20 protein-coding genes are annotated in these 18,218 nt (G+C 62.5%); 11 read left to right on the top strand and 9 right to left on the bottom strand.

Features of this window, described 5'->3' with window-relative positions; translation table 11 throughout:
• Positions 1-8 precede the first annotated feature (8 nt).
• Positions 9-1,325: an O-acetylhomoserine/O-acetylserine sulfhydrylase gene (locus ACP8J1_RS02545; protein ID WP_023020653.1), complete on the top strand. Its 1,317-nt coding sequence runs from the start codon at positions 9-11 to the stop codon at positions 1,323-1,325.
• Positions 1,322-2,440, top strand: a complete 1,119-nt coding sequence (gene metX, locus ACP8J1_RS02540) for a homoserine O-acetyltransferase MetX (protein ID WP_023020652.1) — start codon at positions 1,322-1,324, stop codon at positions 2,438-2,440. Before ACP8J1_RS02545 ends, metX begins: the two co-directional genes overlap by 4 nt.
• An 81-nt stretch (positions 2,441-2,521) precedes the next feature.
• On the opposite strand, the gene ACP8J1_RS02535 is transcribed toward metX, so the two are convergent.
• The 3 genes from ACP8J1_RS02535 to ACP8J1_RS02525 all read right to left on the bottom strand — a co-directional run bounded on the left by ACP8J1_RS02535 (position 2,522) and on the right by ACP8J1_RS02525 (position 4,787).
• Positions 2,522-3,502, bottom strand: a complete 981-nt coding sequence (locus ACP8J1_RS02535; protein WP_023020651.1) for an HNH endonuclease signature motif containing protein — start codon at positions 3,500-3,502, stop codon at positions 2,522-2,524.
• A gap of 125 nt (positions 3,503-3,627) precedes the next feature.
• The gene (locus ACP8J1_RS02530) at positions 3,628-3,942 is read right to left on the bottom strand and encodes a DUF3017 domain-containing protein (RefSeq protein ID WP_023020650.1); all 315 of its coding nucleotides are present in this window, start codon (positions 3,940-3,942) and stop codon (positions 3,628-3,630) included.
• Complete coding sequence (locus ACP8J1_RS02525) at positions 3,939-4,787, bottom strand: bifunctional methylenetetrahydrofolate dehydrogenase/methenyltetrahydrofolate cyclohydrolase (protein ID WP_023020649.1); 849 nt, start codon at positions 4,785-4,787, stop codon at positions 3,939-3,941. The genes ACP8J1_RS02530 and ACP8J1_RS02525 overlap by 4 nt, the downstream gene beginning before the upstream one ends.
• 23 nt (positions 4,788-4,810) lie before the next feature.
• Between ACP8J1_RS02525 and ACP8J1_RS02520 the strand changes: the two genes are divergently transcribed.
• Positions 4,811-5,281 carry a tRNA (cytidine(34)-2'-O)-methyltransferase gene (locus ACP8J1_RS02520; RefSeq protein ID WP_023020648.1) on the top strand — a complete coding sequence of 157 codons (471 nt, stop codon included), beginning with the start codon at positions 4,811-4,813 and terminating at the stop codon, positions 5,279-5,281.
• Here the strand turns inward: ACP8J1_RS02520 and ACP8J1_RS02515 are convergent.
• The gene (locus tag ACP8J1_RS02515) at positions 5,265-6,590 is read right to left on the bottom strand and encodes a PH domain-containing protein (RefSeq protein ID WP_023027814.1); all 1,326 of its coding nucleotides are present in this window, start codon (positions 6,588-6,590) and stop codon (positions 5,265-5,267) included. The two genes, ACP8J1_RS02520 and ACP8J1_RS02515, sit on opposite strands and share 17 nt — an antisense overlap.
• Complete coding sequence (locus ACP8J1_RS02510) at positions 6,587-7,048, bottom strand: PH domain-containing protein (protein ID WP_084278972.1); 462 nt, start codon at positions 7,046-7,048, stop codon at positions 6,587-6,589. Before ACP8J1_RS02510 ends, ACP8J1_RS02515 begins: the two co-directional genes overlap by 4 nt.
• 87 nt (positions 7,049-7,135) lie before the next feature.
• On the opposite strand from ACP8J1_RS02510, the gene ACP8J1_RS02505 reads away from it, so the two are divergent.
• The 3 genes from ACP8J1_RS02505 to ACP8J1_RS02495 are packed head-to-tail and all read left to right on the top strand — an operon-like array spanning position 7,136 to position 8,088.
• Entirely contained in the window at positions 7,136-7,285 is a 150-nt protein-coding gene (locus ACP8J1_RS02505) for a helix-turn-helix domain-containing protein (protein ID WP_080972300.1), read from the top strand.
• Between the two features lie 42 nt (positions 7,286-7,327).
• Complete coding sequence (locus ACP8J1_RS02500; RefSeq protein WP_023020645.1) at positions 7,328-7,591, top strand: helix-turn-helix transcriptional regulator; 264 nt, start codon at positions 7,328-7,330, stop codon at positions 7,589-7,591.
• On the top strand, positions 7,591-8,088 hold the full coding sequence (locus ACP8J1_RS02495) for a hypothetical protein (RefSeq protein ID WP_023020644.1): 498 nt from the start codon (positions 7,591-7,593) through the stop codon (positions 8,086-8,088). Before ACP8J1_RS02500 ends, ACP8J1_RS02495 begins: the two co-directional genes overlap by 1 nt.
• Here ACP8J1_RS02495 and ACP8J1_RS02490 read toward each other — a convergent pair.
• Positions 8,085-11,204, bottom strand: a complete 3,120-nt coding sequence (locus ACP8J1_RS02490; protein WP_023020643.1) for an error-prone DNA polymerase — start codon at positions 11,202-11,204, stop codon at positions 8,085-8,087. The genes ACP8J1_RS02495 and ACP8J1_RS02490 overlap by 4 nt on opposite strands.
• Positions 11,205-11,341: 137 nt before the next feature.
• On the opposite strand from ACP8J1_RS02490, the gene ACP8J1_RS02485 reads away from it, so the two are divergent.
• The 3 genes from ACP8J1_RS02485 to ACP8J1_RS02475 all read left to right on the top strand — a co-directional run bounded on the left by ACP8J1_RS02485 (position 11,342) and on the right by ACP8J1_RS02475 (position 13,984).
• Positions 11,342-12,199 carry a MetQ/NlpA family ABC transporter substrate-binding protein gene (locus tag ACP8J1_RS02485; RefSeq protein WP_023020642.1) on the top strand — a complete coding sequence of 286 codons (858 nt, stop codon included), beginning with the start codon at positions 11,342-11,344 and terminating at the stop codon, positions 12,197-12,199.
• A 70-nt stretch (positions 12,200-12,269) separates the two neighbouring features.
• Positions 12,270-13,307, top strand: a complete 1,038-nt coding sequence (locus ACP8J1_RS02480; protein WP_023020641.1) for a methionine ABC transporter ATP-binding protein — start codon at positions 12,270-12,272, stop codon at positions 13,305-13,307.
• Positions 13,304-13,984 carry a methionine ABC transporter permease gene (locus ACP8J1_RS02475; protein WP_023020640.1) on the top strand — a complete coding sequence of 227 codons (681 nt, stop codon included), beginning with the start codon at positions 13,304-13,306 and terminating at the stop codon, positions 13,982-13,984. The genes ACP8J1_RS02480 and ACP8J1_RS02475 overlap by 4 nt, the downstream gene beginning before the upstream one ends.
• 21 nt (positions 13,985-14,005) lie before the next feature.
• Here ACP8J1_RS02475 and ACP8J1_RS02470 read toward each other — a convergent pair whose 3' ends face one another.
• A complete protein-coding gene (locus ACP8J1_RS02470) occupies positions 14,006-14,866 on the bottom strand; it encodes a ferredoxin family protein (RefSeq protein WP_023020639.1) in 861 nt (286 codons plus the stop codon).
• Positions 14,867-14,976: 110 nt separating this feature from the next.
• On the opposite strand from ACP8J1_RS02470, the gene ACP8J1_RS02465 reads away from it, so the two are divergent.
• Positions 14,977-15,534 carry an AMIN-like domain-containing (lipo)protein gene (locus ACP8J1_RS02465; protein WP_023020638.1) on the top strand — a complete coding sequence of 186 codons (558 nt, stop codon included), beginning with the start codon at positions 14,977-14,979 and terminating at the stop codon, positions 15,532-15,534.
• Here ACP8J1_RS02465 and ACP8J1_RS02460 read toward each other — a convergent pair.
• Positions 15,531-17,054, bottom strand: coding sequence for a Y-family DNA polymerase (locus ACP8J1_RS02460; RefSeq protein WP_023020637.1), 1,524 nt, complete (start codon positions 17,052-17,054; stop codon positions 15,531-15,533). The two genes, ACP8J1_RS02465 and ACP8J1_RS02460, sit on opposite strands and share 4 nt — an antisense overlap.
• Entirely contained in the window at positions 17,051-17,647 is a 597-nt protein-coding gene (locus tag ACP8J1_RS02455; protein WP_023020636.1) for a hypothetical protein, read from the bottom strand. The genes ACP8J1_RS02460 and ACP8J1_RS02455 overlap by 4 nt, the downstream gene beginning before the upstream one ends.
• Before the next feature lie 130 nt (positions 17,648-17,777).
• Here ACP8J1_RS02455 and ACP8J1_RS02450 point away from each other — a divergent pair, with 130 nt between their 5' ends.
• Positions 17,778-18,197, top strand: coding sequence for a hypothetical protein (locus ACP8J1_RS02450; RefSeq protein WP_023020635.1), 420 nt, complete (start codon positions 17,778-17,780; stop codon positions 18,195-18,197).
• The last annotated feature ends 21 nt before the right edge of the window (positions 18,198-18,218 follow it).

Genomic DNA, 18,218 nt, shown 5'->3' with positions numbered 1-18,218 from the left:
TGCCAAGCATGACGACGAAATACGATAACTCCAATTCCAACTGGTCCTTCGCTACCCGCTCTGTACACGCAGGCCAAAACCTCGACGGGCACCACAACGCCCGCAATGTGCCGATTTACCAGACCACCTCCTACGTTTTTAACGATGCCGAGCACGCGGCCAACCGCTTTAATCTTTCCGACGCCGGCCCCATCTACACCCGCCTGACCAACCCCACCCAGGACGCGCTGGAAGAACGCCTCGCTTCCCTCGAGGGCGGCGTCGCGGCCGTTGCCTTCGCTTCCGGCCAGGCCGCCGAAACCGCGGCCATTTTGAACCTCGCCTCGGCCGGCGACCACATCGTGACTTCCCCGCGTCTCTACGGCGGCACCTCCACCCTCTTTACCGTCACGCTCAAGCGCCTAGGCATCGACGTCACCCTCGTCGAGGACCCGGACGACCCGGCCTCCTGGCAAGACGCCGTTCAGCCAAATACCAAGGCATTCTATGGCGAGACCTTCGGCAACCCCGTGGCTGATGTCCTTGATATTCCCGCCATCGCCGAGGTTGCCCACAATAACCAGGTCCCGCTCATCGTGGATAACACCATCGCCACCGCCGCCCTCGCCCGGCCGCTGGACCTCGGCGCGGACATCGTCGTGGTCTCCACCACCAAGTTCTATACCGGCAATGGCTCGGCCGTCGGCGGCGCGATTATCGACGGCGGCTCCTTCGACTGGACCGTCACCCGCAACGGCGAGCCCGTATTCCCCTACTTCGTCACCCCGGATGAGGCCTACCACGGACTCAAATACGCCGACCTCGGCGCTTCGGCCTTCGCGCTCAAGGCCCGCGCCGGCCTGCTGCGCGATACCGGCGCCGCCATCTCCCCCTTCAACGCCTGGCTGACGCTGAATGGAATTGAGACGGTGGGGCTGCGCGTCGAAAAGCACAATGCCAACGCCCAAGCCGTCGCCGAGTACCTGGAAGGCCACGCCAAGGTCACCAAGGTCAACTACGCCGGCCTCGACTCCTCGCCGTATAAGGCCACCAAGGAAAAGCTCGGCTATGCCTATACCGGCTCCGTGCTCTCCTTCGACATCGACGGCGGCCGCGAAGAAGCCTGGGCGTTTATCGACGCCCTCAAGCTCCACTCCAACCTCGCCAATATCGGCGATACCCGCTCCCTGGCCGTGCATCCGGCAACCACCACGCACTCGCAATCCGATGAACCTGCGCTGGCAGCGGCCGGCATTACTCAATCCACTATCCGCCTGTCCGTGGGCATCGAGTACATCGATGACATCATCGCGGACCTCGAGCTGGGCTTTAACGCGCTGGTATGAAGCTAGTTAGCATCGGCGATTTCCACACCGAAGCCGGCGCCACGCTTGCCGACGCCCACATTGCCTACCACCGCTTCGGCCACCTTCTCGGCGATCCGCATGGGGCCAATAACGTCATCCTGGTCGAACACGCGCTAACCGGGGACTCGAATGTGGCCGAGTGGTGGGCCGACCTAGTAGGCCCCGGCAAGGCGCTGGATACGACGAAGTGGTGCATTATCGCTACCAATGCACTGGGCGGCTGCGCAGGCTCTACCGGCCCGGCTTCTCCGCACCCAGACGATGGCCGTGCTTGGGGTTCGCGTTTTCCCGCGCTTTCCGTGCGCGACCTCGTTGCGGCCGAGCGTGCCGCTTTGCATGAACTTGGCATCACCCACGTGCATGCCGTCATCGGCGGCTCAATGGGTGGCGCGCGCACGCTGGAGTGGACACTGATGCACCCCGATTTCCTCGACGCAGCCTGCGTCATTGCCGTTTCGGCCCGCGCCTCTGCTTGGCAGATTGGCATCCAGTCGGCGCAAATCGCGGCCATCGAGCAAGATTCGTTCTGGCACGGCGGCGATTATTACGCTTCCGCCCAGCGCCCGCGCGAGGGGCTGGCGGCCGCGCGCCGCATTGCGCACCTGACCTACCGCGGCGAACAAGAAATTGACGAGCGCTTCGGCGTTCATGCACAGACCGGCGAGAACCCGCTCGGGCCTTACCGTCGCCGCGATAATCGCTTTGCCGTTAACTCCTACCTGGATTACCAAGGAATCAAGCTGGCCGACCGCTTCGATGCCGGCTCCTATGTCACTCTCACCGAGGCGCTCAACCGCCACGATATCGGCCGTGACCGCGGTGGGCTCAACCGCGCGCTGGGATCATCCAAGGTACCTACAATGGTCGTAGGAGTAGACACGGACATCTTGTACCCGTATCACCAGCAAGAACATATCTCGCGCAATCTGGGAAATCTATTGGCTATGGCCAAGGTGGTCTCCCCGGTAGGCCACGACGCCTTCCTTACCGAGTCACGCCAAATGGATCGCATACTGCGCAACTTCCTTAGACTTTCCCAGCCGGACCCACGCATTGATGCAGCGGCAGGCGATCCCACCGAGTACTCGATTTAAAAAACTCGCGGCAGCAAGGATCGCCAAAGCCGCGCAGCGCGCACTATGCGCTGCGCTGGGGCGGCGAAGGGACGAAGCGGCTCAGCGATCGTCGGGTGGCTTCGCCCAAGGCGGGCGCCACACGATGCCTTCTCTAGGACGGCGCTCGAGCCGGCCGCGACGCGGCGGCGCATTCGGGTCATCGTCGTTCACAGCATTGTGATACTTGCACGCGATGGTGAGGTTTTCGGGATTCGTATCGCCGCCGAGCAGCCACGGGGTGAGATGGTGGACTTGGCATTCATCCGCCGGCGTGTGGCAGTCGGGCCACGGGCACACCGGGTTTTCTGCCATCGCCATTTGGCGTTGCTTCCATGTAGCCAAGCGCCGCGATTGATAAAGGTTGACGGGGCCGGTGACGGGGTGAATGAGGGTGATAAGGCCGACGTCGGCAAGCGCGCGGCGGACAAGATCCGCACCAGATATCTGGGCGCCGTTGGTCAGCTGCAAGGTGACGTCCTCGCCGTGGGTGACCTTCACCATCTCATTCAGGTTGAGCACCACATTGGTGGTGATTGTGGAGGTAGAGGCGCCCTCGGCAAAGACGCGACGAGCATCGGCGACGGTGGAGACGTGGTTATTAATTTCTGCAACCAACTCGGACTCGGCGGTAATTGTCAGGGTCCACAGGTCATCGCGGCGGCGGGTCAGGCGCACGCCTTCGGAGCGCTTGGTGGTACGCTCCTCGCGCACTAGGCGACGGGCGTGCTTATCAATTTCGCTGGTGGAAAGGCGCAGGGCACATAGTTCCTCGCGCAATGCCCAGGCCGCCCGCTGGGTTTTCATCTTCTGTGCGAAGTGCTCGATAATTTTCAGCGCGTCGAGCGGCAGCGAAGTGCGGCGGGCGGCGCGCTGTTTAGCACCAAAGGCGGTGCGGCCGAAGTAAGTATCGGCCAGGCGGGCAAACTCGGCGGCCTCGCGATCACTAAAGCCCTTATCGACGAGCTCTTCTACCGACAGCCCAACGCACTCCTCGATGAGCACCATCGGGGAGTTCACGGCAGCCAGGTAGTTCGAAATCATGGCACCGAACCTAAGCCGGCCGTGCATAACGGCGCGCGGTGGTGGCCCAGAGCCTGTGGATAACCGCCCGAACCACACCCTTTCGGGCCGAGTTAGGTGAAGGCTCTACAAAAACCTGTGGATAACTAGCTACCGAGCGCGTCCACAGAAAAGGCCAGAAAGGCCATCACGGCGCCGACTAAGCCGGTAAAGCAGGCGTCAAAGCGGCGCGAGCGTACGGCCAGCACGCCGACGCGGCTGGAATCACACGTCAGTCGGACCACGGTGAGCCACAGCAAGGCCAGGCCGAGGAGGAACGTGGCCCGGCGCCAGTATTCGAAGACAGCATAGCCGCCGGAGATAACCACGCCGGCCACGAAGATGCCAATTGCTGCCCACTGCGCGGCAGGCGGCAGTGGGGAGGGCGCGAGCTCGGCGTCGTGCGGATTATCTAGATTCACGCCAACTTTTCCGCGCGTTCGACGATATTGCGTACCAGGAAGGCACGGGTCAGCGGGCCGACGCCACCTGGGTTCGGAGAGACGAACCCGGCCTTATCCCAGCAATCTGGGTGAATGTCGCCGGTGAGCTTGCCGTCGACGCGGGAGACTCCGACGTCGAGAAGCGCGGCGCCTTCCTTAATCATGTCCGCGGTGAGCATGTGGGGCTGGCCGGCGGCGGCAATGACGATATCGGCCTCGCGGGTCTCAGCGGCCAAGTCCTTGGTGCCGGTGTGGCACAGCGTGACGGTGGAGTTCTCGCTGCGGCGGGTAAGCATCAGGCCGATGGGGCGGCCTACGGTAACACCACGGCCGATGACCACGGTCTTGGCGCCGTTGAGCTCGACGCCGAAGCGGCGCAGCAGATGCAGGCAGCCGTTCGGGGTGCACGGCAAGGGCGCCTCCTCGTTGAGCACGAGCTTGCCCAGGTTGACTGGGTGCAGGCCATCGGCATCCTTGGCGGGGTCAATGCGCTCGAGGATGGCGTTTTCATCCAGGTGCTTAGGCAGCGGCAACTGGACGATGTAGCCGGTGCAGGCATCATCGGCGTTGAGCTCATCGATGACGGCTTCTAGTTCTTCCTGGGTGATATCGGCCGGCAGGTCCTTGCGGATGGAGTTGATGCCAAGCTTTTCACAGTCACGATGTTTCATCTTCACATAGGATTGGGAGCCCGGATCCTCACCTACGAGGACGGTCGCCAGGCCAGGGGTAATCCCCTTCTCCTTCAGCGCGGACACGCGCTGGGCAAGGTCGGAAAAAATCTCGTCGCGGTACAGTGTGCCATCTAGTTTGGTAGCGCTCATAGCCACCATCCTAGACTGAAGGCATGAGCCAGCTGCACATTGTCTTTGATAACCCAGTCATCCCTACTAATACGGGCAACGCGATTCGCACGGCCGCGGTGACGGGTGCGAGCCTGCACCTGATTGAGCCGCTGGGTTTCAATTTCGACGATAAGCACTTAAAGCGCGCCGGTCTGGATTATCACGATTTGGCCGATGTGCAGATTCACAAGGACTTCCAGGCCTGCATGGATGCGGTGCCGGGCGCGCGCGTCTTCGCTTTTACCACGCATACGGATAAGTGGTTTACGGATATCGAATACCAAGAAGGCGATGTCCTACTCTTTGGCACGGAGCCGACCGGCCTGCCAGAGGAGCACATCAATCATCCGCGCGTAACGGACCACGTGCGCATTCCGATGGTGCCGGCCAGGCGCTCAATGAACTTGTCGAATTCGGCCTCGACGGCCGTATTTGAGGCGTGGCGCCAATTGGGATTTAACGGGGCGGTTTAAGCTCCGGCAGTTGGCGGGAGCGTAGCTGGGTAAGGAGTGCGGTGGCGTCGGCAAGCGTGAGGTTGCGCGCGTCCATACGTACCGGGCCCTGGACTAGGTCGAGGCCGACGGTGGCTAGGCCGAGCGCCTGGGAAATCGGCCCGCGGCGGTAGGTCAGCTCCTGGATATGGGAGGTGTGGATGGCTTTGACGCGGCGATTGAGCCGGCCGTTGCGCACTATGACGTAGCCGCCGGTAAGTGCCACGGTTTGTTGGCGGTAGTCCAGCGGGGAGACCCACTTGGCGCGGGCTGGCGAGGCGTAGGTGGGCGCGGCGTCGGCCGGCAGGAATTGCCGGGCTTGGGCGAGGGTGCCCACCGGCAGGATGCGGGTGGAACCAGAAGCCTTTCCGCTTGCCGACGCCCCATACCCCGCCACCGAGACCCGTACCTCGTACCAGCCTAGTGGCCGCCAGAGGAAGGGCTGAGTTATCTGCACGGCGTGGATGCGGTCAAGGCGAATGCTTTGGCGGCGGCGATCGGCCAGGCCGTAGGTGATATTGAGTACCTCGCCGTCGGTGCGGGCGGTATAACGCCAGGAAGAATCGAGCACGTTCCAGGCGTTGGGCAGGGCGCCGACGAGGATGGGCAGCGCGGCCGAGAGCGGCAGCCGCGTAACCACAACCAGGATGAGGAAGCCGACGAGGAAAAGCGTGGACGTGCGCAACGCGGCAGCAATAAGGGAGCGGGCGATGGGGATCTCGGGCACGAGAGCTGGTTCCTCGGCCGTTTCTTCAGCCGATTCCTCGGCCGGCGCCTCGGTTTGGGAGGTGGGAGCGCCGTGAACGCGGGCGAGGATGTCATCACGGAGGGCCTCGGCGTCAGACTTTTTGAGGTAGGCGATTTCGATGACAGATGATTGGCCGCCTGCGGTTTCCACCCGCACGGCCGCAAGACGAAAGAGGCGGGCGATGACGGGTTCCACGACGTCAACGGCCTGGGTGCGGTCATAGCGCGCGGTGCGCAATTGGACAGATAAGAGGCCGCGGCGCAGGGAAAGCTCTTCCGCGCCGAGCTGATAACCCATGCGGCGCCACCATAGGCCGGAGGCGAGCCACACCACCGCGCAGACCGCGATGAAACCGGCGAGGGCAAGGGCGGTATCACGCAAGGCCTCGCCGCGGTGTTCGCCGGTAATAAAGGCAAAGATATCGCGCAGGGCCTCCATGTTGGCGTTGAGGGCGAAGCCCGCGATGAGGGCCAGGATGACCGACCACAGACGCAACAGTGGGGTAAGGCGGTGGACGCGACGGAAGCTCGGCTGGGGGCTCATAGGCCGCTCATCCGTTCGCGGGCTTGGTGGGCAAGGCGGGTGCGGAGGGCGTCGGCAAGCGGGGCTTCTAGGCCTTTGATGGTGGCATCCGTGCTGGCCGAAGCCGTGTGGAGCTGCAGCTTTTTCAGCCCGAGGGCGCGATCGATGGGCCCGGAGGTGACGTCGACGAATTGGATGCGGCCGTAGGGCACGACGGTGAAGGTGTACCAGAGCTTGCCGCGGGTGATAAGCAGCTCGTCGTCGGTTTCGAGCCAACCCATATTGCGCACTTGAGCGGGAATGAGCCAGAGCAGCCAGAAGAAAAGACCGACGAAGATGCCGGCCGCCCAGTAGAACCACGGGGTCCACCAAAACCCCGCTGCAGCGGCGGCCGCGGCGAGCAGAAACATCCAGCTCAAATGGTGGATATAGCGCGAGGTCACCAGCCGCGGCGAGACGGGATTCATTTCTTCGCTCATAGTTATTGACAGTAACAATCAGGAGAAGCCCTTGGGCAACTTACCGTTTCCTTAACGGAAAACCATTGGTACCCTCGTCAGCTCGACATCGATTGGTGGGCCATCCAGCGCGGCATCACTCCAGTTAATCTCTCCGTTCTGAAGAATAATCGGGCCAAGGCCGTACGCTTTAGCACTCTGGCAGCATTATGCGCGGCACTGGACTGCCAGCCAGGGGATATCTTCGGCGTCGAGTAGTAACCCTTGCCAGGTCGTTGGGTTTATGCAATACTTTGACTTATGTCCCCAAAGAAGAAGCCCTCCGCACCCATTTATAACCGGGTTCGTGTGCTGCGCGCCGAGCGGGACATGTCGCGCGCACAGTTGGCCGAGGCCATCGACGTCAATCCTCAGACCGTCGGCGCGCTTGAGCGCGGCGACCACTCGCCCAGCCTGGACCTAGCTTTCCGCGTCTGCGAGGTCTTTGATCTCCCCGTGGAGGCTATCTTTTCCCGCCAGGAATTTTCTCCCATGTCCACTGAAATCTATAGGAAGAATTCCTAATGGCTAGCCCAATCCCCGCCTCCGTTTCTCGCCGCAAGCGCCTTGTCCTGGCCGGCGACATTTTCCTCGGCCTGGCCATCGTGGCTGCGGCCCTGCACTTCTTCACGCTCAGCTTGTCTAACTTGCTATGGCCGATTGCCGGTATCGCGGCCACCATCTACACCACGTCGCTCCGGCAGTCCATCCGTCACCTCGACGCACCCACCACGGAGATGGATGAGTACGAACTGCGCCTGCATACCGACGCCCGCGACACAGGACTTAAGACCGCAGTGGTTATTTCTATAGTGCTCTTCCTCGTCGCCGTCACCACCGCATTCGGCCTGCGCTTTCTCGGGGCGGAGCAGGTTGCAGTGGAGGAGGCGACCTCGGGGGCTAGTATCGCCATCTTCTTTGCCAAGCTCATCTATACCCAACTGCTGTGGATCCCTTTTGCGGTAGCCAAGGAATTGGCCAATAAGCTCAACGCGGACGAGCTGCGCAGCGGAGGAAACTAGCGGAAATCGCGGGAGCCGCGGGAGAGGAATTCGCCAAAGTCCAGCGGCTCGAGCTTGTCCGCGACCACGCTGACCGCCCCGGTGGCATTTTGCACGATGCCTCGAATAATCATTGCGCGGGCGGTGCGGGCCAACACCTTGTGCCGCGACCACAATCCAGGTGAAACCATCACATTCATCAGGCCGGTTTCATCCTCCACACCCAAAAAGGTCAGGCCAGATGCGGTACGCGGGCGCTGGCGGTGGGTAATAATGCCGGCAATGCACACGCGGGTGCCATCGGGAACATGGGGAAGTTGGGAAGCAGGTAGGACGTCGGCAAGCGAGGCACGCACCAGCTCCATGGGCTGCTGGTTATGGGTCACGCCGGTGGAGGCGACGTCGGTAGCCATAAGCTCGAAGGCGGACATGCCAGGCAGGTGCGGTGCAGCCAGCGCGGAAGTGCCAGGCAGCATTCCCTCGCGCTCGGTGGCGGCAACTCCGGCCTGCCACAACGCTTGACGACGATCCAGCCCCAAGCACTCCAATGCTCCAGCCGTGGCCAGCGCTTCCACCTGCTCCACGCTGAGATCCGCCCGGCGCGAAAGATCGGACACGCTAGCAAAAGGCGCGGCCGCCTCCACGCGCTCGGCGGCAGACTCCCCCAGCCCCTTGATGAGGTTCAGGCCCAACCGAATCTCGCCCGACCTTGTCGCCCGGGCCTGCGCACCAGAATCATTGATACTCACCGGCAGCACCCGCACACCGTGGCGCCGGGCATCTTGGATGAGCGACTGCGGGGAATAAAAGCCCATCGGCTGCGCGCGCAGCAGGCCCACGCAGAATTCCGCCGGGTAGTGATACTTAAACCACGCAGAGAAATACACCAGCGAGGCAAAGGACTGCGAGTGCGATTCCGGGAAACCATAGGCGGCAAAAGCCACAATTTTGGTCCAGAGCTTATCGGCTACCTCGCCCTCGATGCCATTAGTCTCGCGCAGACCAGCATAAAAACGGCTGCGCAGCGCGTCCATCTTTTCCGGGGAACGTTTCGACCCCATGGCGCGGCGTAGGTCATCGGCCTCGGCGCCGGAAAAGCCGGCGGCATCGACTGCAATCTGCATCAGCTGTTCCTGGAAAAGCGGGATGCCCAGGGTTTTGCCCAGGGATTTCTCCAACACGGGATGGTCATAGGTGACCTCCTCCAAGCCATCGCGGCGGCGCAGGTAGGGATGCACGGACCCGCCTTGGATGGGGCCGGGCCGAATAAGCGCGACCTCCACCACCAGGTCAAAGAAGCGGCGCGGCTTCAGGCGCGGCAGCGTGGCTAGCTGCGCGCGAGATTCCACCTGGAAGACACCCACCGCATCGGCGCGGCAGAGCATGTCATAGACTTCCGGCTCGGCGAGGTCGAGCTCCCACAAGTGCACCTCGCGGCCGGTGGTAGCGCGCACGGCGTCAATCATGTGGTGCAGCGCCTCCAACATGCCAAGGCCGAGCAGGTCGAATTTCACTAGGCCGGCGGCCGCACAATCGTCCTTATCCCATTGCAGCACGGAGCGGTTTTCCATGCGGGCCCATTCCATCGGCACGACGTCCGCGATGGGGCGGTCACACAGCACCATGCCGCCGGAGTGGATTCCTAGGTGGCGGGGCTGGCCGAGGAATTGCTCAGCCAGTGAGGAAACATCGGCAGGCGGCTCGGAGGTACCCTTCGACCACGCATCGGCCGAGCCCTGCGGATACCCCAGCGCGCGGGCGGCATCGCGGGTCGCGCCCTTGCGGCGATAGGTAATGACATTGGCCACCTGTGCTGCGCGTTCCCGGCCGTGGGTGCGATAGACATACTGGATTACCTCCTCGCGGCGGCCGGACTCAATATCAATATCAATATCGGGCGGGCCATCGCGGTCCGGGGAAAGGAAGCGCTCAAAAAGCAGCTGCGCGGAGATGGGCTCGGCGTTGGTAATACCCAGTGCGAAACACACCGCAGAGTTAGCGGCCGAGCCGCGGCCCTGGCACAAAATATTTTCCTGGCGACAAAAATCCACCAGGTCGCACACAATTAGGAAGTAGCCGGGAAAGCCCAGTTGCTTGATGACGCCCAGCTCATGCCTAATCTGCTTCTTCGCCGCCTGCTTAATCTCGGCCGGCCGCGAGGCATAACGCTCCTTGGCACGGCGCCAGACCTCATGCTCCAGCCAGCTCATCTCGGTATGCCCCTCCGGAACGGGAAAGTGCGGCAGGTTCGGGGCAAGCGCATCCCAGGTAAAGGAACACTCGCGAGCCAGACGCACAGTTTCCGCAATAAGCTCCGGCCGGTCAGGTAAAAGTTGTGCCATCTGCTCGCCGGATCGTAGCCAGCCGGCGCCCATGGGGTGGGCGTGCGGCGCAGCGGCCGCGAGGGATTCGCGGCGAGCCAAGGCGCGCTTGGCGGCGGCGAGCCGAGCCTGATCACGAGTCGCGGCCGCGGGCCGTGCGGTTGCGATGGCCCGCAGGTTATTGTATTTATCGAGGAACCGGTGCCGATCCGCATCCTCAGGGGACATGCTGCACGAATATTCGAGAACTATGCTGTCTATTTTTATTCTTTCGAGCAGGTTATCGATTTCTGCTAACGCTTCCGGCCCCACCAGAAAGAAGCACTCCCCTTCCAACTCGCGCGCCACCTCATCTAGTGGCGGATAATCCACCCGATCCTTCTCCCCAGCTTCCATCCGCGCGTGTGCAATAAGGCGCGATAAACGGCGATAGCCTTCCGGGGTGCGCGCCAACACGGTCACCGGCGCTTCCGCGAGCGATAGTTCCGCGCCATATACGGCCGGAAGATTCGCTTTAGCAGCGGCTTCAGCGAATTTCATGAGCCCATAAAAGCCATCGCGGTCCACGATTGCCAGCCCCTCGAGCCCCAGCTCCACAGCCCGGCCAACCAGCTCTTCCGGCTCAGCAGCGCCGTCGAGAAAGCTATACGAACTTACCGCGTGCAACTCCGCAAAGGGGACGGCAGAATGGCCGCGCTGAGCAGAATCGGCTGGCCCATGAAGGTGATTAACCGGCACGGGCGCGGCAGATTCGCGGCCAGAGAGAATGCGCTCCACCCGCGACCACGACAGTGCTTTTCCGCCATTAAATTCCACCCCGCACAGCGTAATATCGAATCATTGTTCTATACAACCCCGTAAGACGTGATGCCGACAATAGACAAAGCGGTTCGCTGATTGCTAAGTTGCTAAACAGACAAATTATTTCAACTCCTACAAGAAGGGGAACCCCCATGCAGATCCGTCGCGTAGTGGCTGCTGCCGCCGCTGTAACTATCGCTTCCACCAGCTTGGTGGCCTGCTCCTCCGATGATTCCAAGTCCATCAAGGTGGGCACCACCGACGACGCCAAGAAGGCGTGGGTAGCATTCGAGCAGGAAGCGAAAAACGCTGGCTATGACATTGATATCCAGCCATTCGCGGACTACAACACCCCGAACCAGGCTCTGGATCAAGGCGAGTTGGATACCAATAACTTCCAGCACCTGAAGTTCTTGGCGGAGTACAACCACGGCAATGACACCAACCTGGTGCCTATCGTGGCCACCGAAATCGTGCCGCTAGCACTGTTTTGGAAGGACCACGACTCCCTCGACGGCATCGAGGGCGAAGAGGTCGCCATCCCGAATGACTCCACCAACCAGGCCCGCGCCATTAACGTGCTAGTCCAGGCCGGCCTTCTTACCCTGAAGGACAAGGACAACTTGGAGCCCACCCCGCTGGACATTGATGAAAAGAAGTCCAAGGTCAAGGTCACCCCGGTAGACGCCGCACAGACCACGTCCGCGCACGGCGAGGGCACGCCAGCCATCATCAATAACTCCTTCCTGGAGCGCGCCGGCATCGATCCGAAGACTGCCATCTTCCAAGACGATCCAAATTCTGAAGAAGCAGAACCGTACATCAACGTCTTCGCCGTTCGCGAGGAGGACGCCGATAACGAAGACATCAAGAAGCTTGCCGAGCTATGGCACTCCGACGCCGTCCAGGAGGGCGTCGATGAAGACTCCGCCGGCACCTCCGTCGAGGTGGAGCGCAGCCAGGAGGATCTGCAGAAGATCCTAGATAAGCTCGAAGCAGATCTGGACTAATCACCCTTGCTTTTACCCCGCCGGAACCCCCGGCGGGGTTTGGCACTTTCCTAACTAAGGACGCAAACACGTGGCAGATTCCACTCAACGCGGCACCCGCATCGAGTTCCGCGAGATCACCAAGATCTTTAAGCAGAAAAAGGCGCGAGTTAAGGCACTCGACCATGTCTCCATGACCATTGAGCCCGGCGAAATTGTCGGCATCATTGGCTACTCCGGCGCCGGCAAGTCCACCCTTGTACGCATGATCAACGGCTTGGACACCCCGTCCGCGGGAGAGCTGCTGCTTGATGACACCAATATCGTTGGCATGTCCGAAAAGAAGCTGCGCGGCATTCGCCGCAATATCGGCATGATTTTCCAACAGTTCAACCTGATGAACTCGCGCACCGCAGCCGGCAATATTGAATACCCGCTGCAGCTGCAGGGCGTCGGCAAGCAGGAGCGCGCCAAGCGCGTGCAAGAGCTGCTGGATTTCGTCGGCCTAGGAGACAAGGGCAAGAGCTACCCAGAGCAGCTTTCCGGCGGCCAGAAGCAGCGCGTCGGCATTGCCCGTGCGCTGGCCACCAACCCTTCGCTGCTGCTTGCCGACGAAGCAACTTCCGCCCTCGACCCCACCACCACGCAGGAAGTCCTCGACCTACTGCGTCAGGTAAACAAGGAATTTGGCATCACCATCGTGGTTATTACCCACGAGATGGAAGTCGTACGCTCCATCGCCGATAAGGTCGCCGTGATGGAAAACGGCCGCGTCGTGGAACAAGGCAGCGTCTACGAGGTCTTTTCCAACCCACAGACCTCCGTGGCCGCCAAGTTCGTAGCCACCTCGCTGCGCAACGAGCCCGACGTCGTTGAAACCGACGATCTGCTCGCGCACGAAGGCCGCCTGTTTACCATCAACCTCACCGAGGAATCCGGCTTTTTCACCGCCGCCGCCCGGCTCAAGGAAGCCGGCGTATCCATCGCCGTCGTCCACGGCGGCATCACCACGCTGCAACAGCATTCCTTTGGCAAGCTGACCGTGCGACTTAGCGGCGACAATAACGCCATCGAAGAGTTCTACCGCACGCTTTCTACCACCACCCAGATTGAGGAGATTGCACGATGACCGTCACCACCCTCGCCCAAGCCAACTGGGACCGCCTCGGCCCTTCACTGGCCGATGCCATCGTCGATACCCTCATCATGGTCTCGACTACCCTCATCGTTTCCGGCATCCTCGGCCTTGGCCTAGGCATGCTGCTCTATACCACCCGCACGGGCGGCATCCTGCAAAACCGGTTCGTCTATTTCATTGTCAACCTGCTGGTTAACTTCGTCCGCCCCATCCCGTTCATCATCTTGCTGGCTTTTGCCCAGCCACTGACCGTCATAGTGATGGGCGGGTCCATCGGCCGCGGACCGGCCACCTTCGTCATGGTGATCGCCGCGACCTTCTCCGTGGCCCGCGTGGTGGAACAAAACCTCGTGTCCATCGACCCCGGCGTTATCGAGGCCGCCCGCTCCATGGGTGCCTCGCCGTGGAAGATCATTACCTCCGTTATCGTCCCGGAGGCCCTCGGCCCACTGATTTTGGGCTACACCTTCCTGTTTATCGCCATCGTGGACATGTCCGCTATGGCCGGCTACGTCGGCGGCGGCGGCTTGGGTGACTTTGCCATCGTCTACGGCTACCGCGCCTTCGAATGGGAAGTCACCGTCGTGGCCACGCTCATCATCATCGTGCTGGTGCAGGCCGCCCAGTTCTTCGGCAACTGGCTCTCCTCCAAGGTCATGCGCCGCTAGCCCCCGCTTGCCGACGGCGCCCTACCCCGCGACCGGCTCCACGCCGGTCGCTACGATGGCTTGGCCCGTCTTCGGGGCGTCACCACACGAAGAAACCACACCTTCTACCTCGCGCTCCTCGAGCGTCACGCGCCAGCGCCGGCCGTCAATGTGGCTGACCTCGCCGCTATCAGTGGCGGTGAGCTGGCCGTAGGAGAGCTCCTCGCCGGCGTCGATAAGCGCTCGGGCCACCGCCAACTCCGCCACCTGGCCGCGCGGGCCGAAAATACCGCGCCCGCGATTTACCGGGTAAAAATACTTTCCCCGCGCCGCCGCCGCAATCATCTGCGCGGCGGCTTCTTTATTCATTCGTCCAAAGGAATAGCCCCACGGCATGAGCATGACCGATGGCGCGAACCGGTGTCCCTTCGTGTGCGAGGTCTCCCAGACCATATCCGGGTAATCCTCCACCAGCTCCGCGGCCAACGGCCGCCCCTTGACCGCACAGCAGGTATCGCGCTTCGCGTGCGTACACACCAAAACCAGCGGTGTTTCCACTGCGCCGCCTCCATTGCGTCCAGGCCCGGTCAGATCCAGATCGAGGATTTTCTCTGGCTCTGTCAGCAGCACGAGTTCCATCACTCCCTGCTCGGCCCACACCAGGTAGCAGCGGTGCATCTTGCCTACCTGGCGGCCGTCGCGGCCCGGCCGACGGATAAGCTGCAGCCCCGCCACGCCTTTCAGCTTGGCCTTGAGCTGCGCCGTGAGATCCGGCCCAAAGGTATCGCCATCGAGCACGTCTCGCGACCATCCGCCCGGCCACTCAAAAAGCACATAGACGGATTCCTTCTTCGCCGTGCCTGGCAGCGGCTCTACCTGGATATCTGAACAGAACTCGGTCATATACCTAAGCCTAACCTTTCTGCATTTCAGCTCACACCCTTGGCCACAATTCGGCCACGAAATACCCCCTCGGCTATACAGTTCACGGCCGAAACTATAACCTAGGGGGCATGCTAAAAGTCCGTCTCGCCGCAACACTCCTCGTCGCTGCTTCCCTCAGCGGCTGCGCCGCCCAAGAGACGGACCGCACCACCATGGCTGCATCTGCGGATAACTCCCGGCTCAATCCACTAGGCCAGGCCAATATGGAAATGAAAACCCTCCGGCCGCAGGCCCCCTCCGAGCTCACGGTGACCAACGTGCGCATCGGCCAGCACGAGGGTTTCGAGCGCGTCGTCTTCGAACTCGACGGCAGCGGCTCTCCCGGCTGGTTCGTAGACTATGCCGACACGCCCACGCAGCAGGGTTCTGGCAAGACTATTGACCACTCCGGCGAGACCGCACTCAATGTCAATATCGACGGCGTGGTCTACCCCTTCGAGGCGGGGAAGGACGATCCCCACATCGGCGTGGTGGATGCCCCCGTAGAGGGAGTCGTCACCCAGGTGGTCAATGGCGGTACCTACGAGGGCCGCTGCCAATTCGTCATCGGCATGACCTCGCGCAAGCCCTATTCCGTGCAGGTGCTCGATAACCCCACCCGCCTCGTAGTCGATATTCGCGATTAATAGGTCGCCTCCACCCGCCAGCGCCCGCCGGACCATACCAAAAGCCAGGCCCGCTGGTGCTCTTCGTGGTCGGCTTGGCCCACCACCTGCAGGCGCGCTACGTGCTGCGGGTTACTAGTCCACCACTGCGTATCCACCGGCCAGGGACCGGCCCAGCCCAGCACGCGGAAGCGATGAGCGCCCCAGCTCAATGCCACCGGCGCCCCCGAAAGGAGAGCCTCGGCGGTGACGAATACTTCGCGACGAGCGGCGTCGATAAGCCGGATGCGCGCGGCCGGATGATTAGGCCCACCGCCCAGCCGCGCAGGCAGGGGTGCCGGAATACGGCCAGGCCACTCGCCTTGTGGCGGTGCGTCGCGCTGCTCGCCATAGGGCACGTACTCGATGCGCTCGGCCACCCCACGGCCGCCCACCGCCCGCGGCTGCAGCACGCGGTCAACCCCCAGCTGCGATTGCACGCGAGCGATCACACGTTTGACCTGCTCCTGAGATCCCTCTCCGCCCCAGAGCCCGGTGGCGGACGGGGTGGCCACCTCCACCGGCTCCAGTGCGAGGCGGCGGATAGCCGCGCCCCCACCAGTGGCACGCGAGAGCCAGCCATCGAGCTGCCAGCGCACGCGGTCCGCGGTGGCCTGCTCCGTCAGTGCTTCCTGTGTGCGCCACACCCGCGCCAACTCCTCGCCGGTGCCAAACTCCGCCACCACGCGCAGCCGCAGGCAGACCTTGCCGGCCTCTTCCAAGCGGGCATGCAGCCGGGACGCTAGCTGACGGGCCGCGAAGGCCGCCGCGTCCACGCGCTCGATGCGCTCTTCCATTTCCACGGCCAGGTCTGGGCGTGCCATTTCTGGAGCTACGCGCCTATCCGCACGGGCTTGGGCCAACTCGTGCGCGCGACGCCCGGTCTCACCGAAACGGGTGGCTACCTGCTTAAACGGCAGCGCCGCTAAGTCACCCAGGCGCCGCACACCCAACTTATCGAGCTGCGCAACAAACCCAGCATCAAAGCCCAAGGCCTCATCGGCGGCGAGCACTCCTATGGGCTGGGTGGCCAAAAACTCTCGCGAGCCGCCCTCTGGCACCACCGCACCCATGCCACGGTGCCGGGCCGCGATGACAGCCGTAGCAATCTCATCGGCGACGCCGAGGGTGGAATCGAAGCCGGCGTACGAAGAGGCGTCGACAAGCATCTCTAATGCTTTCTCCCCGTGGTAGCGCAGCGCCGCGCCCGCGTCCACAATGGCCAAACCAGGGCGCAGCACCTCCACCGAGGACGCCACCGCATCCAAACCGGCCGCAACCTCCGCAAACGCCGCACCATCCCGATCCGGATTGGCCTCCACCACCGTCGCCTCGGGGCACAGCGCTTGGGCCTGACGCAGGCGCATCCCCCGCCGCACCCCCGCCCGGCGCGCCGTCCTATCGCATACCGCAACCGCGTGATTGCGCGCAATGACCATAGGGCCCTGCCCGCCGACGGCCTGGATGGGCCAATCCGGAAACCACACGGCCGCTACCCTCATACGGCCTCCAGTCTGCGGTGTTGGCCCACCGTGAGCACCCCATGCACGCTAGCCTGCTTCGAGGTCACCTCAACGTCCATGTCCACGCCGCGAATGCGCCCACTGCCCTTGCCGACGCCCCGATAGGCACTCACCTGCGCCCCTATCTCCACCGCCGTGCCGGGCAAGCGCGTGCCCACCGTCAGCACCGCCGCGCGCCCGCCGCGCACCTTCGCCAGCACCGGCCGGGCCTTGGTTGGGCTCACCTCACCGGGCGGCCCATGATGGATGACTAGGTCCAGTCCTTCCGCCAATACCCCTGTCACCATCCAGGAATCCACGCCCGGATCTGGGACGGTTACCACACGTTCGATAACACCTTCCTCGGCCACTTGTGTGAGTAGAAGATCTGGCCACCCCACTACACCCACATGCCCACCGCGGGCCGTGAGGTGACAGATAAGCTCCACCACAAGCGCTGGACAGTTAGTACAGTGCACCACGTGCCGGCGCGCCAAGCCGCCCGCAGGAAGCAGACGTGCCAGGCCAGGAAGCGTATCTACCAGCTCCTCTTCCGGGCCACGCTCCATAGCGCGCATGCGAGTACGCAGCATCGCCACACGGTCCGACCTACTTAGTCCGGCCACCGCTTTTTCTAGGCGAACGCTCGTTTGATTCACCCGAATAGTATGAACCCTCACCCGGACACATGCAAGTGTATGTTCGAATGGTAGCCTTAGCGGCATGAACTTCAACGCTGCCTACGGTGCCATGCGCGAGCACACCACCCCCATTCCCACTCCGCCATGGGTGCGTTTGGGTTCGTCCATCCTCATCGGTGCGGCCGTGGCGCTTTTGGCCAGCCGCGCACATATTTTTGCTGCACTAATCGGGGCGCTCGTGTGCCTCGTGGCGGCTTTCGTTCTCGTCTTTGCCCACCCCTACCGCCACACGATGCGCGATTATGCCACCAAGCGCAATGTCACTCTGGTTCCTAGCATCGCACAGCTCGTGCCGCTGATGATTCTGTGGCTTATGGTGATGCTCGCCCCCATCGTGGCCCTACCCGCGTGGGGCGCCGGCCTGGTATGGCTGGTGGTTTTTGGCCTGAGCTTTCTCGTCTTCCCCCACGTGGATGGCACGCGACGGCTCGCGTTTGCCTAATCTATACGACACTTTTCGGGG

The organism is Corynebacterium sp. LaCa_205, assembly GCF_057458085.1.
Note: the sequence above shows the minus strand (reverse complement) of the source record. Positions and strands in the feature narration are given on the sequence as shown.

Coding starts and splice junctions, on each gene's coding strand:
- ACP8J1_RS02500 (WP_023020645.1), top strand. CDS start 7,328: ATGTCCCCAAAGAAGAAGCCCTCCGCACCCATTTATAACCGGGTTCGT.
- ACP8J1_RS02545 (WP_023020653.1), top strand. CDS start 9: ATGACGACGAAATACGATAACTCCAATTCCAACTGGTCCTTCGCTACC.
- ACP8J1_RS02465 (WP_023020638.1), top strand. CDS start 14,977: ATGCTAAAAGTCCGTCTCGCCGCAACACTCCTCGTCGCTGCTTCCCTC.
- ACP8J1_RS02450 (WP_023020635.1), top strand. CDS start 17,778: ATGAACTTCAACGCTGCCTACGGTGCCATGCGCGAGCACACCACCCCC.
- ACP8J1_RS02470 (WP_023020639.1), bottom strand. CDS start 14,866: ATGACCGAGTTCTGTTCAGATATCCAGGTAGAGCCGCTGCCAGGCACG.
- ACP8J1_RS02510 (WP_084278972.1), bottom strand. CDS start 7,048: ATGAGCGAAGAAATGAATCCCGTCTCGCCGCGGCTGGTGACCTCGCGC.
- ACP8J1_RS02475 (WP_023020640.1), top strand. CDS start 13,304: ATGACCGTCACCACCCTCGCCCAAGCCAACTGGGACCGCCTCGGCCCT.
- ACP8J1_RS02520 (WP_023020648.1), top strand. CDS start 4,811: ATGAGCCAGCTGCACATTGTCTTTGATAACCCAGTCATCCCTACTAAT.
- ACP8J1_RS02495 (WP_023020644.1), top strand. CDS start 7,591: ATGGCTAGCCCAATCCCCGCCTCCGTTTCTCGCCGCAAGCGCCTTGTC.
- ACP8J1_RS02515 (WP_023027814.1), bottom strand. CDS start 6,590: ATGAGCCCCCAGCCGAGCTTCCGTCGCGTCCACCGCCTTACCCCACTG.
- ACP8J1_RS02485 (WP_023020642.1), top strand. CDS start 11,342: ATGCAGATCCGTCGCGTAGTGGCTGCTGCCGCCGCTGTAACTATCGCT.
- ACP8J1_RS02460 (WP_023020637.1), bottom strand. CDS start 17,054: ATGAGGGTAGCGGCCGTGTGGTTTCCGGATTGGCCCATCCAGGCCGTC.
- ACP8J1_RS02525 (WP_023020649.1), bottom strand. CDS start 4,787: ATGAGCGCTACCAAACTAGATGGCACACTGTACCGCGACGAGATTTTT.
- ACP8J1_RS02535 (WP_023020651.1), bottom strand. CDS start 3,502: ATGATTTCGAACTACCTGGCTGCCGTGAACTCCCCGATGGTGCTCATC.
- metX (WP_023020652.1), top strand. CDS start 1,322: ATGAAGCTAGTTAGCATCGGCGATTTCCACACCGAAGCCGGCGCCACG.
- ACP8J1_RS02455 (WP_023020636.1), bottom strand. CDS start 17,647: ATGCTGCGTACTCGCATGCGCGCTATGGAGCGTGGCCCGGAAGAGGAG.